This window comes from Novosphingobium sp. FG90, assembly GCF_057808725.1.
Genome location: NZ_JBMDIO010000025.1, coordinates 42,110 through 57,617, shown reverse-complemented (window position 1 = coordinate 57,617; position 15,508 = coordinate 42,110). Strand labels below are relative to the sequence as shown.

Here is a 15,508-nt window from a genome sequence, read left to right as displayed (position 1 = left end):
GTCCTTGCTGGCGGTCCGGCGGGGCGGATGCGAAGTGCCCCGCCGGTCATACGTGTCTTCAAGCACCTGTCTCTTGCGAGGCCCGGTCGAGCGCTTCGATCAAGGCCCGCGCGACCTGGTGGTCCGAGCGGGGGTTCTGCCCGGTAATGAGTTCGCGGTCGATGACGACGTGGGGTTCGAAGTCGACCGGCGTGACGATCACCTCACCGCCTGCATCGCTCAGCGCCTGCGGCATGGAGAAATACAGCCTGGCCTTGAGCACCTGCTCCTCGACATAGGTTTCCTCCGAGGCGGAGAAGATCGTCATCCGATAGCCGGCATAAGGCCAGTCCGCAGCCAGTTCCCGTGCACCGGCATCATCTCCGGCAACCAGTGCGGCACGGAAGGCCACCGCATTCGCCATCGCCGAAGCCAGGGCGATAGGGCCGTGGCAAAGCAGTGCGGTCGGCCTGGACTTCGCATGGAAGTGCCGCAGGATCGTGCCGGTCTCGGCGTCCTGCATCAGATCGATCACGGGCGCCTGACCACCCGGCACGAACACGCCTGCGAACTGGTCCAGGCCCTCCGCGATCACGGCGCGCAGGGTGCGCACTTCGTTCATCGACGGATCGTCCGCGTAGAACGCCTTCGCCTGCTCATAGGCCGCCACGTCGTCTTCGAAGTGCATGGCGGAATCCGATGCCGGGTCGATGATCGGCTTGGTGCCATCCGGCGTCGCGAGCACGAGTTCGTAACCGGCGGCGATCAGCGCCATCGCCGGCACCACCGTTTCGTTGAGATACTGTCCGGTAGCAGCGTATCCGGTAGCAGCGTATCCGGTAGCAGCGCCGTCGGTCGCGCCATGGCCACCCCGGACCTCGATCTGCGTGGCGTTGGAGCCAATTACGAGCACTTTACCCTTGGTCATCTGAACCTCCTTCGAATTTCCAGCATCCGGCGACGATCCGCCGATGCCCCGAAGATGACGTGTTCGCGGCCATTCCAGAACTTTATTTCTTGGATTTTAGATATACCGATGAGATGATGACTGGATGCGCTACGATCTCAACCTGCTGCCGATCTTCGTGGCATTGATGGAGGAGCGCAACGTGACCCGCGCCGCCGTTCGCCTGGGCATGACGCAGCCGGCTCTCTCCAATGCGCTCGGCCGGCTGCGGGCCATGCTGCAGGACCAGCTTTTCATTCGCGAGCGCTACGGCATCCAGCCGACTCCCATCGCTCTCGAACTGGCGCCGGTAGTCGCCGAGGCGCTTGCCCGGCTCGATGACGCGGTGCTCGGCCAGCAGGATTTCGATCCCGCGCGGGCCGAGCAGCTCTTCACGATCGCACCCAACGGCTATGTCGAGTTCGTGCTGGTCCCGGCGATCGTCGCGAAACTCGCCGAGGTGGCGCCGGGCATCAAGCTGCGCCTTACCCCCTATGGCAATGACCTGACCGAAACCGGGGCCATATCCGGCACGACGGCGATGGTGCTTGGCCGGATCGTCGATCCGCCGGACAATCTCGTCGTTCAGCACCTGATGGACGAGAGCTTGGAATGCGTGGTGCGTGCGGATCATCCGGAGGTCGGCGATGCCATCACCCGCGAGCAGTTCGAGCGGCTGCGCCATGTCAACGTGATGCCGCCCGGCCGAATCCGCAGCGGCGTGTTTCAGGCGCTGGCCCAGCAGCAGCTGAAGCGCGACGTGGCGATCTCCGTAACGAACTTCTTCGCGGTGGCCGAGATGGTCGCGGTGACCGATTACTGCACTACCTTGCCGCGACTGATCTGTAGTCGGCTCAGACATGATCCGCGGCTGAAAGTGCTTCCCGCTCCGGTCGATCTCGGCACCTTCCCGGTCCAGATGGCCTGGCACGTCCGTTACCGCCACGACCCGGCCCATCGCTGGCTGCGATCATTGATCACCGACGTCGTTCGTCGGCTCGGAGCAGGAGGTGCCTTCTGACCGGGCAGGGCGCGGCAGGCGTCCTCGAAATGCAGGCACGGTGACGTCTTCAGTCTGGAAGGACCGGCCAATTCGGGCACAGCCCGGTAAGGCTGGTTCGCGATAGATTTCGAGGGAAACTGATTGCGAAGCGGGGCCAGGAACAAGGGACCTATCCCTGGCCCCGCTTCGCGTTCCCGCCTTCGTCGGCTGTCCGGCGGCAGGCAGGAACGGTCACCTCGTGAATTTATGGGCCTGCACAGGACGCCTGATTTCGCCTTGGGGGTGAAAATTCAGGCTCCAGGTCAGGCTGGCCCCGGCTCTCCCCAACAGGAGGGCCGGGGCATGCCTTGCTTAGAAGTCGACCTTCGCGCCGACGCGCAGGTAACGGCCCATGAAGAGGCGATCCTGCCAGGCCGGGTTGAACTGGTACAGCCCGTATCCGGCGTTCGGGTCGTACTTGGGCTTGCCGTCAAGTACGTTCAGGACGTCGAAGTAGAGCTTGAACTGGTCGGCAACCTTGACTTCGCCATGGGCGTCGAGATCGAAGGTGCTCGGCCCGTGGCACTGTACCGGATCGCCGTTGTCGTAGGTGAGGAGCTGGCCGTTGGCGCCGCTCTGCGTGCAGTCCTTGTAGACGCCGCCGGCGTCCGCCGAAGTCGACGAATAGCCGCTGGTGTAGTTGGCCGTCAGGGTCAGGCTGGCCTTGTCGTTGAAGTCCAGCGTGTTCTGCCAGGTCATGCGGAAGCGCGGAGCGCCAGAGCACGAGGTCAGGTTGCAGCCGCCAAGCGAGCCGTCATAGCGCCACACCGTATGCTCCTCGTCCGCGTTCTCCTGCTGGAGACGGATCAGGTACGATGCGTTGGCCTTGCTCTGCCAGGTGATCTTGTCGCTCAGGTAGATGCGTGCATCCGCCGAGAAGTCGAGGCCCGAACCGAGCATCGCGTTCTGGTTCCGGAACGAGCTGCTCGCCAGGCCCAGCAACGGCAGTGCCGTGGGGTTGAGCGGATCGGGCTGGCCCGGGGTCACGGTGACGCCCGGAATGTTCACCACGCCGTTGTTGCTGTAGTACTGGGAGATCACTTCGCTGATGCTGATGCTGGTGATCAGGTTCTTGATCTTGGTATGCCAGTAGTCGAGCGTGAACGTCAGGTTGTGCGTCGGCTGGAGCACCGCGCCGAAGGTGTACGACGTGGACTTCTCGGCCTTCAGGTCCGGGTTGCCCGAAGAGGTGGTGCCGGGCGAATACGTGCCTGCATAATAGGCCGGATTGCTCTTGTGGGCATCGCAGAACGCTGCGTAGAGCGCCTGCGTGCACACGATCTGCGCGTTGTTGTAGCCGGTTGCCGGGAGCTGGAACGATTCGTTCAGGTTGGGCGCACGGAAGCCCTTGGAGAACGTGCCGCGCAGCTTGAACTGGTCGATCGGCTTGAACTCTGCCTCGAACTTGGGCGAGAAATTCTCCTGCCCGGTCGAGTAGTGATCGTATGAACCGTCAAGCTTCACGCGGAACTGGTCCACGATCGGCACGGCGATTTCGTATGAGGCCGACCAGACGTCGCGGTGGCCCTTCACGCCCACGGCGTTGATGCCGTAGTAGCGTGCATAGGGGTTGTCGTCGTTCGGGGCGTTCGAGCTGGGGTTGTTGATCGACTCGTAGCGGTACTGGCCCGCGACGGCCACGTTGACCATGCCGCCCGGCAGTTCGAACACGTCCTTGCTGAGCGTGCCGATGACCTGCGCCAGCTTCGAGGTGGCGCGCTTGTTCTGGTCGCGGAAGATCTGCTGGCGTGCCTCTGCGGAGTTGGCCGAGGGATCGACGAAGTTGTAGGTGCCCTGCGCGATGGCGTCCATCAGGCCCTGCAGGTAGATATAGCCGGTATTCTTGACGTCCAGCGTGACTTCCGAAGCCGTCGCGCCGACCGAGTAGTTCCAGCCGTCACCGAAGCTGCCGTTGATGCCCGCTGCGGCGCGATAGGTCTTGGCGTTGGTGAAGGTCCTGCGCGGCTGATCGGGCATGCCGACCAGACGGGCAAGCTGGCCCTGCGCCGCGTAGGGGTTGTTCGGGTTGAGCGTGCCGTTCGAGGCATTGCAGCCCGTCGCCAGCAGGTTGCCGCCGACCACCGATGCGGTCCCGGTGGGGCAGACGTATACCGGAAGGAACACGTTGGTCGCGGTGACCTGGGTGCCGCCGGCCGCGGTCTGGCCCGCCCACGAGGAGTTCACGGTCTCGTTGGCGGTCTTCACGTTGTAGTAGTTGAGCGCGATGAACGCTTCGGCGTTGTCGCCCACCTTCACGGTGCCACGCACCGACGCGCCCTTGCGGGTGGTTGCCGCCGTGTACATGCTGTAGTCGTTGACCAGGTCCTGCTGGCAGACGACCGAGGGTGCGGTGTTGACGCCGTTGTTCGCATTACGGCCGACAGCCTGCTGTTCGGGCGTAAGCGTCACGGCGGTCAGGTTGCCGCAACCGGCCGCGGCGTTGAGCAGCTGGTTCGGACCGGTGTACAGCAGAGCCGGCTTGTCGCCGGTGCTGTAGACCGGAACGTAATTGCCGTTTGCGTCGATGGTCGTCTGGGTCGCCTGACCGAAATTGATGGTGGTGGACTGGAAGCCGTTGTAGCTGCCGTCCGCCTGGATGCCGTTGCGGATGCCGTTGTTCAGGCAGCCCTGTTCCGCGGTGCCGCAGATGCTGCTCTGGTCGGCGGTGCTCCACGGACCCTTGCGATCGCGCAGGTACAGCGAGTCGTTGTGCTGGTATTCAGCACTGGCGTAGATGTTGAAGCCCTGCTCGTTCAGGTCGCCGTAGCCGTATGTGGCGTTGATGCGCTGCTCGCCGCCGTCGCCGCGCTGCGAGATGCCCATCGAACCGTCGAGGTGCAGGCCCTGGACCTGGCGCTTGGTGATGACGTTGACCACGCCGGCGATCGCGTCCGAGCCGTAAGTCGCCGAGGCACCGTCAAGCAGCGTGTCGATGCTCTGCACCGAGCTGCTCGGGATGGAGTTGATGTCGACGATGTTGCGCTGGGTGTCGTCCGCAAGGGGGTAGTACGCGGTGCGCATGCCGTCGAACAGGGTCAGCGTGTAGGCGTTGTTGAAGCCGCGCAGCGAGGGCGCGGTGGCGCCGGTGGTAAAGCCGTTGGCCGACCAGCTGGCGGGGATGGTGCCCGCGTTGTTGGCCGTCAACGTCTGGAGGGCGTCGGAAACGGTGGTGATGCCGCGCTTGGTCAGGTCGTCGGCGGTGACCGAGACGACCGGCGAGGCGGTTGCTGCCGCCGGGTTACGGGTGATCGAGCCAGTGACGACGATCGTGTTTTCTTCGGCTGCATCTGCTGACGGCGGGGTTGCAGCGTCCTGCGCATGCGCGGTGCCGATCAGAAGAATCGATGCAGTAAGGCCGGACGCGCAGCACAGCGCGGCCTTAAGGCGGGGGGATTTCACTGGATGTCGTTCCTTGTCCATGACCCGGGACGGCTTGCGTGACCAAATCCGCTCCGAGGGGGACGGCAGATGCCGCCGGGGGGGGGTGGGTGAGCGCTCACGGGAGCGCCGACGGCGGGTCATTGCTCGGCTCAACAGGCGATTTCAAATATCATTTCCTCAATATGTCAAAATATTGCTGTTGCGTGACATATGGGCAACAATCCTGGTCGGCGGCGAAAAAGGTCAATCGCGCCGCCGAGGGCATGAGGCCATTTTGCTGGCCGGCTTCGGCCGCCTTTCTCGCGTTCTCACCGGCACTCTGCGCCTGCAGCCAGGGCGATGTGCCCGTGCCCGGTGCAAAGGAGCAAGGGTTTACGCTGTCTGGAGTCGTGGCAGCGGCTCCTGACAGTTTTATCAGGTAGGTCGATCGACCAGTTTTGTTATCCTGCGCCGCGACGAGACGGACCCGGCAGAGGTCCTGAAAGGAGCAGAGATGGGAAGGCAAGACATCGACGCGCTGATGATCGACGGCCGCAATGCCGACAATCTTCGCGGCGACCCGATCACCGGCGACCGCTACACCTCGGTCGAATTCATGCAGCGCGAATGGGATCACATGTGGACCCGCATCTGGCACGTCGCCGGCCGCACGGCCGAGCTTGAGGAGCCGGGCGACTACGTGGTCCACAACTTCATGAACGAGTCGGTGTTCTGCGTGAAGCAGGACGACGGCTCTATAAAGGCGTTCTACAACTCGTGCCGCCACCGCGGCATGCGTCTGGTCTGGGACGCAAGTTCGCAGGACTCGTTCCAGTGCCCTTATCACGGCTGGGTCTGGGGCAAGGACGGCGTCCTGAACTACGCTCAGGATCCGCAGGACTTCCCGCAAGGCAACCCGTGCGGGAAGCTGAAGCTCAAGGAACTGCGCTGCGCCACCTGGGGCGGTTTCGTTTGGTACACGATGGACGAAAATGCCCCGGAACTGCTCGAATTCCTGTCGCCGATGCCGGACCTCTACAAGAACTATCCGATGGATACCGCCGTGCGCGTGTTCTGGATGAAGATCGACCTGGAAACAAACTGGAAGTTCGCGACCGACAACTTCTCCGAGAGCTACCACACCCGTACAGCGCACCCGCAGGTTCCGCCATGGATCGACCAGGACGTCGACACCGCTCGTCACGAGATGTGGGCGAACGGCCATGGCCGCACCGTACAGCCGATGCGCCCTTCGCTCTCGGACCGCCTGCCTGAAGGCGTCGACCATCCCTTCGACATGATTCTGAAAGCCTGGGACATCGATCCGGATTCCTACCCGGACTATGAAACCAAGGCGATGCAGGGCTGGCTCGATCTCAAGGCCGCCAAGAAGCGCCTGTGGAAGGAGCGCGGCTACGTCCATTACGAGCACATGGACGACGAGGAGATCACCGACAGCCCGCACACGGTGATGTTCCCGAACGTCACCATCAGCTTCCTTCCGGACAACCTGATCTTCTTCCGCACGGAGCCGCACCCGACCGACCCCAACAAGTGCACCTTCGACCTGTGGTGCATGGCCTTCCCGGTCGAGGGGCAGACGGTGGTGGAATCGATCATGGCCGGCCCCCAGCCGCTGCGCGAGGCGCAGATGCAGCACCGGGCCTTCGACAACGGCCGCGGTGTGCCGGAGATCAGGGACCAGATCGTTTACCAGGACATGCTGCTTGCCGAAGGCCAGCAGAAAGGCATGTATTCGCGCGGCTATACCGACGCCTATCTGGCGGCGCAGGAGACGCGCGTGCGCTTCTTTCACGAGGTGCTGAACGACTATCTGGAGGGGCGGCGCTGACGCCATCCCGGCGAGGCCGGGACCGCAGGCCGTGACACAGCCGGACTTGCCTCCGGGCATCTCGCGGCCAGTTTTGATCCAACTACCAACGATCCGGGCCTGTGCCGGGCTGACGGTGAACCGCGTCCAGAGAACATAAATGTAAAGGGAGGAACGAAGATGATGAAATGGCTCCATGCAAGTTCGCCGCTCGCGCTCGGCGCGGCGGCGCTGATCGCGCCGCATGCCGTATTCGCGCAGGAGGCCGAACAGCAGGGCGGCATCCAGGAGATCGTGGTTACCGCGCAGAAGAAGTCCGAGAACATCCAGGACGTGCCGATCTCGATCACCGCGGTCGGTGGCGAGGCGCTCGCTGCCACGCAGGGCACCTCGCTGCAGGCGTTGCAGGGCCAGATACCCAACGTCCAGATAGACAATTTCGCCAATACGCCGCAAAGCGCGGTCTTCACGGTGCGCGGCATCGGCGTCATCGAGCCCGATCCCTACGCTGGCAATACGGTGTCCATCGTCGTCGACGGCGTGCCGCAGTTCTTCTCGATGGGCGCGTTGCTCGACCTTTACGACGTCGATCGCATCGAGGTGCTGCGCGGTCCCCAGGGAACGCTCTTCGGTGCAAATACCACCGGCGGCGTGATCAATGTCGTTACCACACAGCCGACCGGAGAGTTCGGCGGGCATGTCAAGGCGGTGTACGGCAATTACAACCGCATGGATCTGACCGGTTCGATCGAGGCTCCGCTGGTCGAGGACGTGCTCTCGCTCAAGGTCGCGGGCATTCACACGCAGCGCAAGGGTTGGGTCACCAATGTGGTGGATGGCTCGGACCTCGGCCGCAAGAACCTCGACGCCGTTCGTGCCTATCTGCGCTTCACGCCGGGTTCGAACTTCGATGCGACGTTGCAGGGCGAATACGTCAACGCCCGCAATGGTTCGCCCATCGTCATCAACGGCGCGCGGACGGGTGAACTGCTCTATGTAGCGCCCGGCACTGCCGGACCGGGCACCGGAGGCATGTACACCAGTCCTTGCGCCACCACCGGCATGTGCATCGCGCCGGACAAGTACTATGGTGCCAACAACTCGGTGCCCGACCAGTCCAACATGGATACCTATTCCGGCACGCTTACTATGAACTGGCGCAACACCGGCCTCGGTGACTGGACCGCGATCACCGGCTACAAGCATTTCAAGCTGCGTGAGTACACCGATCAGGACGGCACTCCGCTGTTCCTCAACGACACCTACCGCCGTACCGAGGGCTGGCAATTCAGCCAGGAACTGCGGACCAACCTGGAACTGACCGACAGCCTCAACGTCCTTGTCGGCGGCTTCTACCTCAAGAACCATTACGACCACATCCAGGCCTATCGCCTGCAGTTCGCCGCACCCGGCCTCCTGCAGACAAACCTGCAGGATCAGGACAACTATTCCATCTCAGGTTTCGCGCAGGCCTACTGGCAGGCGACCGACAGGCTCAAGCTGCAGGCTGGTCTGCGCTATTCGCACGAGAAGACCGAATCGACGCCGAGCCTCATCACCAGCATCGGCGATCCGGCGGGGTCGAACTACACCGGCGTGGGCAACACGGTCATCGGCAGCTTCACCGTGGGCGGGACCAAGAGCTGGAACAACGTCGGGTGGAAGCTGGGCGCCGACTATGAAGTCGCCGACGACACCCTGCTCTACGCAAGCTGGGCGCGCGGCTTCAAGTCGGGCGGTTTCACCGCGCGCGTCGGCGTTCCGGCGGACGGCGACACGCCCTACGATCCGGAGAAGGTGGATACTTTCGAGGCAGGCATCAAGGCCGACTTCCTCGACCGGCACCTGCGCGTGAACCTGGCGGCGTTCTATACCAACTACCGCGACATGCAGGTGGCGCAAATCTACTTCGACGCCGATACCAGCACGCAGGGGAACCGAATCCTCAACGCCGGCAAGTCCGAGATCAAGGGCTTCGAACTGGAGACAACCGCCGTCCCGGTAGAGGGGATGACCCTGCGGGCTTCGCTTGCCTACCTTGATGCCAAGTACAAGGAATTTCTCTACGGCGATCCGCTCTCGGGCCAGATCATCGATCTGGAGGGCTACCGCCTGCAGAATGCGCCCAAGTGGAACGCCAGCTTCGGGGCGAACTTCGTGATCCCGCTCGGCAATGGCGCCGAACTCGTCAGCGATGTCAGCTATACCTACACCAGTTCGAAGTACTACACCGCGATCCTCGATACGCCGCGCTCGAAGATCCAGCCCACGCATCTTGTCGATGCCTCGCTGACCTACAAGCCTGAAGGCGGCGCATGGTCGGTGGGCCTGTGGGCGACCAATCTGCTGGATTCGCGCTATCTTTCAACCGTCTACGACAGTCCCGGCTATGCGGGGCTCGCGGGGTACGCGCCGCCGCGGCAGTGGGGCGGTTCGGTAAACTTCGAGTTCTGATGGATGCCGTCGTCCGGGCTCACCCCCGGACGACGAAGTGGGAGAGCAGGATGAACCGCGTATCAGGTAAAGTCGCCCTCATCACAGGGGGAGCCTCCGGCCTTGGCGCGGCCGATGCCCGGCTGCTGGCGGCGGAGGGCGCCAAAGTCGTCATCACCGACCTGCAGGCCGATCTCGGTGGAGAGGTTGCCGCATCGATCCCGGACGCACTGTTTCTCCGGCACGACGTGCGTGACGAGGCGCAGTGGCAGGATGTGGTCGCGCAGACGATCGCCCGGTTCGGCAGGCTCGACGTGCTGGTGAACAACGCCGGACTGGTGCGTTTCGGCAATGTCGAGGACTGCGACCTCGACATCTTCCGACTGCAGATGCAGGTCATGGTCGAAGGCTGTTTCCTCGGCTGCAAGAGCGCGCTGCCCCATATGACCAAGGGAGGCGGCGGCTCGGTGATCAACGTCGCCTCGGTGGCAGCGCTCAAGGGGATCAGCGCGATTCCCGCCTACAGCGCGGCCAAGGCGGGGGTCATCGCGCTGACCCGCAGCGTCGCGGTGCATTGCCGGGAGCAGGGCTATGGCATCCGCGTGAACGCCATCGCTCCGGGCGCACACGACACGCCGATGACGCGGCAGGCGCTCGACCAGTTACCGCAGGACAATGCCGGACTCGATCAGGTCAATGCCCACGGACAGGGACGTCCTGAGGACGTCGCCAACCTGGTCCTGTTCCTCGCCTCAGAGGAATCGCGCCAGATCACCGGCACGCATATCGTCATCGACAACGGGGAGACCCTGGGGTGAACACAGTGAGGATGACAATCGCGGAAGTCGCCGACCGGCAGGCGATCGCCAATCGTCTGGCGCAGCATAGTCGCGGCGTGGACCGTGCCGACGCTGGCCTGCTGGCGGACTGCTATCATTCCGGCGGCACCGTCGATTATCGCTTTTACGCCGGCCCCGCTGCAGAGTTCGCGACGATCCTGGCGGGCGCGCAGAAGGCCGCCCCGGTTACGCTGCACCGCACCGCGCAGATGTGGATCGAGGTCGAGGGCGAGCGCGCCGCGTCCGAAAGCTACATCATGGCTTATGCTTCCAGCGCAGGGGAGAGTGGCCCGGCGACCCAGCACCTGATCTGCGGCCGCTACCTCGATCGCCACGAACGTCGCGACGGCCGCTGGCGGATCAGCCACCGCACGTATGTGCTCGACACCAGCGTCAACTGGACGGGCGGACTGCCGCTGCCCGGTCTCGGCCCGCTCGGCGGTCACGTGCCGACCGGTGGTCACGGCAGCGCCGACGCCGGAATTGCGCTGCTCGCGCAGGCAAAGGCCCGAAATGCCGCCTCTGGCAATATGACGAGAGGAACCCGACTGATGACCTATGACGACAGCACGATCGATGCGGTGATCTCTCGCCAGCAGATCGCCGACCTCACCATGGCCTACTGCCGGGGCGTGGATCGCGCCGACCCGGAACTCCTGGCAGGTATATTCCACCAGGACAGCACCGTAGTCAGCGGGGCGTTCAACGGCGATGGCCCGACCTTCGCCACCGAAATCTGCAAGCTCGCCGAGGCGACGTTCGAGCAGACCTTTCATTCTATCGCAAATCAGTGGATCGAGATCGACGGCGACGGTGCCGTCGGGGAGACTTACGTGATCGCCGTATCGACTTCGCGCGGCGAAGACAGGACCGATACTCTTACCGGGGGGCGCTACATCGATCGCTTCGAGCGCCGCGAAGGCGTCTGGCGTATCGCCGAGCGGACTTTCGTGCTCGACTGGTTGCGCTCCGAGCCGAGCACGCGCGACATGACCGGCGGGATGTACGCGGCGCTTGACCTGCATGGAACGCGCGGCAAGGCGGACCCGGTCTACACGCTGGCATGTACCTGAGACGGGCCGTCATTTCAGCCAGTTGAACTGCCTCGGCGGCGCAGCGCAGAATGGCTTGCAGGCACGATTGCGGGCCGGTGAGACTAAGGGAGAGACGATCCATGGATGCCACCAGACTGGATGGCGCGGTCGCGCTGGTGACCGGCGCCAACGGCGACATCGGTGCGGCGGTTTGCCGGTTGCTCGAGGAACGGGGGGCCTTGGTCGTGCGCTCCGACTTGCGCGCGCGGTCCGGCGTTTCCGGCGAATTCCTGCCTCTCGACGTCACCAGCGAGGCAAGCTGGGCGGAGACCCTGGCCGCCGTCGAAGACCGCCACGGCGCGCTCGACATTCTCGTCAACAACGCCGGGATCGCGCCGATGGAGCGCATCGATGCGATGGCGCTGGAGGACTGGCGCCGCTGTCAGCAGGTGAACGTGGAAGGCATGTTCCTGGGCCTGAAGCTCGCCTCGCCGCTTTTGACCCGCAGCGGCGCGCGGCGGGCCGGCGGCGCCTCGGTGGTCAACTTGTGCTCCGGTGCGTCGGACCGGCCTGCCGCATTCAGCGCCGCCTACTGCGTGAGCAAGGCTGCCGCAAGAATGCTGACCCGCGCGGCGGCCGTGGAGTTCGCTGCGCTCAAGATGCCGATCCGGGTTAATTCGGTCCATCCCGGCGTGGTCGAATCCGCCATGATGGACGACATCCTCGCCACTTATTCGCGCATCATGGGCGGCACACCGGTGGAGACACTGCGTGCAGGCGTAGCCTCGGGCAACCCCATGGGCCGTTTCGTCGAACCTGCCGAAGTCGCCGAGGCGGTGGCATTCCTCGCCTCCAGTGCGGCGCGCTACGTGCATGGGGACGCCATCCACGTCGATGGAGGATACAGCGCCGCCTAGGGACTGGTCGGGACCGGGAGGGATCAGACGCTCTTCGATCCGGGGCGAATGATCATGGCTGCACGGCTCGGGCGTTCGGGCGCAGCACGCAGCGGAACCCGATGTGCGACGTGGCGGTGTCGATCATCTCGGGATGGCGCGCCGCCGGCCGGTAGCGCTGGCAATAGTTGGCCGCACACAAGTGCGATCCGCCCTTGAGCACCTTGCGGCCGATCCGCACGTGCGGCTGGCCGGGATCGAAACTGTCCTTCAGCTTGCCGCCGCGGGGATTGCTGACGGTGCAGCACGACTGGCCTGTCTTCTTGCGCGGAAAATCGGGCTTGTCGCTCCACCAGTCCGAAGTCCATTCCCATGTGTTGCCGATCATGTCGAGCACGCCGTAGCCGTTGGCGGGGTAGGTGCCGACCGGAGAAGTTCGTTCCCACCCGTCGAGCATCTGGTTGGCGAAGGGGAACAGTCCCTGCCAGTAGTTCGCCATCATCGCGCCATCGGGCGCCAGTTCGTTTCCCCAGGCATAGTCGGCGTCGTCCAGCCCGCCCTTCGCTGCGAACTCGAATTCGGCTTCGGTCGGCAGATCCCTGTCCGCCCACCTGGCATAGGCCTCGACGTCCGCATAGGCGACCTGCACGACGGGGTGATCCCATAGGCCGAGGCTGTCGACGTCGCTGTCGGGGCCGAGCGGATGGCGCCAGTCGGCGCCGAATTCGAAGCGCCACCAGTTGCCGGGATTGGATGTGTCCACCGGCATCGTGGTCTTGTGGAACACCAGCGATCCGGCACGGTCCATGCCAGGCAGCATACCCGGATAGTCCTTGGGGTCAGGCGCGATCTCGGCGACTGTCGTGTACCCGGTTGCCTCGACGAAGGCGGCGAACTGGCGGTTGGTGACAGGCGCGGTGTCGATCCAGAAGCCGTCCACGGAAACCCGGCGCAGCGGGGCTTCCTCCGGGTAGAAGCGTTCGGAGCCCATCGTGAAGGCGCCGCCCGCGATCCAGGTCATGCCAGTCGGCGCAGCGGCCTGTTCCGGTGCGGTCTGGTGGTCGGTATCCATCTCTTGCCCTATTCGTCGCCGCCCTTGCGCAATTTGGCCGGGATGCCTTCCCGATCGAAGACCGGGGTCGAGGAGGTGTAGCGATCCGTCAGCATCAGGGCCAGAGGCCATCCGCGAATGTGCCTAGCCTCGATTAAAGTGGCGGCAATGTCTGGAGAATATCCACGAAGCCCGGACCCATTTCCGTAAGAATGAAAGGGCGCACGCGATGGATGCCGATCCGACACCTGCCGATCCTGACAATGCCTCGGGCGCTTATGTCGCGGCCATGGAGAGGCTCGTCGGAGTGGTGCAGGACTTGTCCCGTGCGCGCGATCTCGACGCCGTCACCGCCGTGGTGCGCGAGGCGGCGCGCAGTCTCACCGGGGCGGACGGCGCGACCTTCGTGCTGCGAGACGGCGACCAGTGCTATTACGTCGAGGAAAACGCCATCGCCCCTTTGTGGAAGGGGCGGCGCTTCCCGATGAGCGTCTGTGTCAGCGGCTGGGCGATGTTGAATGCGCGCAGCGTGGTGATCCCCGACGTCTATGCCGATCCAAGGGTCCCGGTCGAAGCCTATCGCCCCACTTTCGTGAAAAGCCTGGCGATGATGCCGATCCGTCGCACCGCTCCGATCGGGGCTATCGGCAATTACTGGTCGGACCACCGCGTACCCTCGCCGGAGGAACTGTCTATCCTGCAGGCGCTGGCGGATACGACATCCGTGGCGCTGGAGAACGCCGAACTCTACATGCGTCTGCAGGCCATGGTGGGCACGTTGCAGGAGCAGAAGCTGCGGATCAGCGACCAGCACACCAGCCTCGGCGTGTTCACCCGCGCGCTGGCCCATGACTTGCGAGAGCCGGTGCGAACACTGATCGCGTTCTCCGAACTGTTGCGGCAGGGGCCGCAGGACAAGGAGGAAACCTATCTGCGCTACATCGGCGAAGCGGCCGAGCGGATGGGGTCGCTGATCGATTCGGTCGGGCAGTACACCCGGCTCGACGCGCCCGAGCGGTCGGAGCATTCGCTATGCATGCTGGCCGACGTGATCGCCGATGTACGCGGGAACCTCGCCCGCATCATCGCAGAGCGCGACGCCACGATAGTGCATGGTCCGCTGCCGGGAGTTATGGCGGACCCGGTCCATCTGCGGCAGCTGTTCCAGAACCTGATAAGCAATGCCATCCTGCACAACAAGCCGGGGGTGACGGTCACCATCGGCGAGGAGATCGTCGACGGCCGCAGTACTTTCTTCGTCAGCGATGACGGCATGGGCATCCCCGAGGAACAGCGCGAGCAGATTTTCCAGCCCTTCCGCCGGCTGGTCCACCGCAACGATGCGTCCGGGCTCGGGCTGGCGATTTGTCGGCGCATCGTCACGCTCTATGGCGGCCGGATCGCCTGCCTGTCTGCGCCGGGGTTAGGAGCGACCTTCCAATTCTCGCTGCAAGAGGCCGAGCAACCCGGCGATGCGGCGCGGGTCGATGAACGGGCCGATTCCTCCGAGGTGGCGACAGTCCTCATCGTCGATGACCGAGAGGCCGATCTCGAACTGACGGAAATGGCGTTGTTCCGCCGCCCCCGCCTGCGCTGCAACCTGCGCAGCGTGCGCGACGGTCGCGAGGCGCACCGTATCCTGTCGGACCCGGGGAACGGTGTGGATCTGATCCTTCTCGACATCAATATGCCTGATATCGACGGGTTCAGCCTGCTCAGTCAGATCCGGCACGACGAGGCGCTTGAAGAAATCACGGTGATCATGTGCAGCGGGTCTGACCACGAGCCCGACCAGCGACGTTCGGCGGAACTGGGCGCGGCTGGCTATCTGCTCAAGCCGCCGCGCTTCAACAGCTTCCGGGATATCGTTGCTGGCCAGCCAGGCCTGCGCCTGCTGGACGACGGCACCGGCCTGACCTTGATCCGCAAGGCAGGATGACCTGACTTCGGTTCGTCATTGCGATCACACCTTGCGAAGCCCGGAGCAGCAAGGGTGGCCCTTGGTGCCGGGGCCGTTGTCCGCGGGTCACGCCTCTGGCATTCCGGCTCCGGGAAGGCGGCCGGCGACAGCGCACGACTTGGCACATGGCCAATGGA

General features: G+C 64.2%; 10 protein-coding genes. 7 read left to right on the top strand and 3 right to left on the bottom strand.

The features are described from left to right. Nucleotides 1-58 precede the first annotated feature (58 nt). On the bottom strand, nucleotides 59-907 hold the full coding sequence (locus ACODRZ_RS19060) for a type 1 glutamine amidotransferase domain-containing protein (protein WP_488971483.1): 849 nt from the start codon (nucleotides 905-907) through the stop codon (nucleotides 59-61). 124 nt (nucleotides 908-1,031) lie between these two features. Here ACODRZ_RS19060 and ACODRZ_RS19055 point away from each other — a divergent pair, with 124 nt between their 5' ends. Continuing rightward, nucleotides 1,032-1,946: a LysR family transcriptional regulator gene (locus ACODRZ_RS19055; RefSeq protein ID WP_488971482.1), complete on the top strand. Its 915-nt coding sequence runs from the start codon at nucleotides 1,032-1,034 to the stop codon at nucleotides 1,944-1,946. A 333-nt stretch (nucleotides 1,947-2,279) separates the two neighbouring features. Here the strand turns inward: ACODRZ_RS19055 and ACODRZ_RS19050 are convergent, their stop codons facing one another. Beyond that, nucleotides 2,280-5,366: a TonB-dependent receptor domain-containing protein gene (locus ACODRZ_RS19050; protein ID WP_488971481.1), complete on the bottom strand. Its 3,087-nt coding sequence runs from the start codon at nucleotides 5,364-5,366 to the stop codon at nucleotides 2,280-2,282. Nucleotides 5,367-5,841: 475 nt separating this feature from the next. On the opposite strand from ACODRZ_RS19050, the gene ACODRZ_RS19045 reads away from it, so the two are divergent. From ACODRZ_RS19045 to ACODRZ_RS19025, 5 genes are all read left to right on the top strand, one after another. Next, on the top strand, nucleotides 5,842-7,179 hold the full coding sequence (locus ACODRZ_RS19045; RefSeq protein ID WP_488971480.1) for an aromatic ring-hydroxylating oxygenase subunit alpha: 1,338 nt from the start codon (nucleotides 5,842-5,844) through the stop codon (nucleotides 7,177-7,179). A gap of 159 nt (nucleotides 7,180-7,338) precedes the next feature. After that, a complete protein-coding gene (locus ACODRZ_RS19040) occupies nucleotides 7,339-9,612 on the top strand; it encodes a TonB-dependent receptor (protein ID WP_488971479.1) in 2,274 nt (757 codons plus the stop codon). Nucleotides 9,613-9,662: 50 nt separating this feature from the next. Further along, nucleotides 9,663-10,409, top strand: a complete 747-nt coding sequence (locus ACODRZ_RS19035; RefSeq protein WP_488971478.1) for a glucose 1-dehydrogenase — start codon at nucleotides 9,663-9,665, stop codon at nucleotides 10,407-10,409. After that, complete coding sequence (locus ACODRZ_RS19030; RefSeq protein WP_488971477.1) at nucleotides 10,406-11,503, top strand: nuclear transport factor 2 family protein; 1,098 nt, start codon at nucleotides 10,406-10,408, stop codon at nucleotides 11,501-11,503. Before ACODRZ_RS19035 ends, ACODRZ_RS19030 begins: the two co-directional genes overlap by 4 nt. A 101-nt stretch (nucleotides 11,504-11,604) precedes the next feature. Beyond that, nucleotides 11,605-12,381, top strand: coding sequence for an SDR family NAD(P)-dependent oxidoreductase (locus tag ACODRZ_RS19025; RefSeq protein WP_488971476.1), 777 nt, complete (start codon nucleotides 11,605-11,607; stop codon nucleotides 12,379-12,381). A 52-nt stretch (nucleotides 12,382-12,433) separates the two neighbouring features. Here ACODRZ_RS19025 and ACODRZ_RS19020 read toward each other — a convergent pair whose 3' ends face one another. Next, a complete protein-coding gene (locus ACODRZ_RS19020) occupies nucleotides 12,434-13,432 on the bottom strand; it encodes a formylglycine-generating enzyme family protein (protein WP_488971475.1) in 999 nt (332 codons plus the stop codon). 208 nt (nucleotides 13,433-13,640) lie between these two features. Between ACODRZ_RS19020 and ACODRZ_RS19015 the strand changes: the two genes are divergently transcribed. Beyond that, nucleotides 13,641-15,350 (top strand): ATP-binding protein, encoded by a 1,710-nt coding sequence (locus ACODRZ_RS19015; protein WP_488971474.1) that lies wholly within the window; start codon nucleotides 13,641-13,643, stop codon nucleotides 15,348-15,350. Nucleotides 15,351-15,508 lie beyond the last annotated feature (158 nt).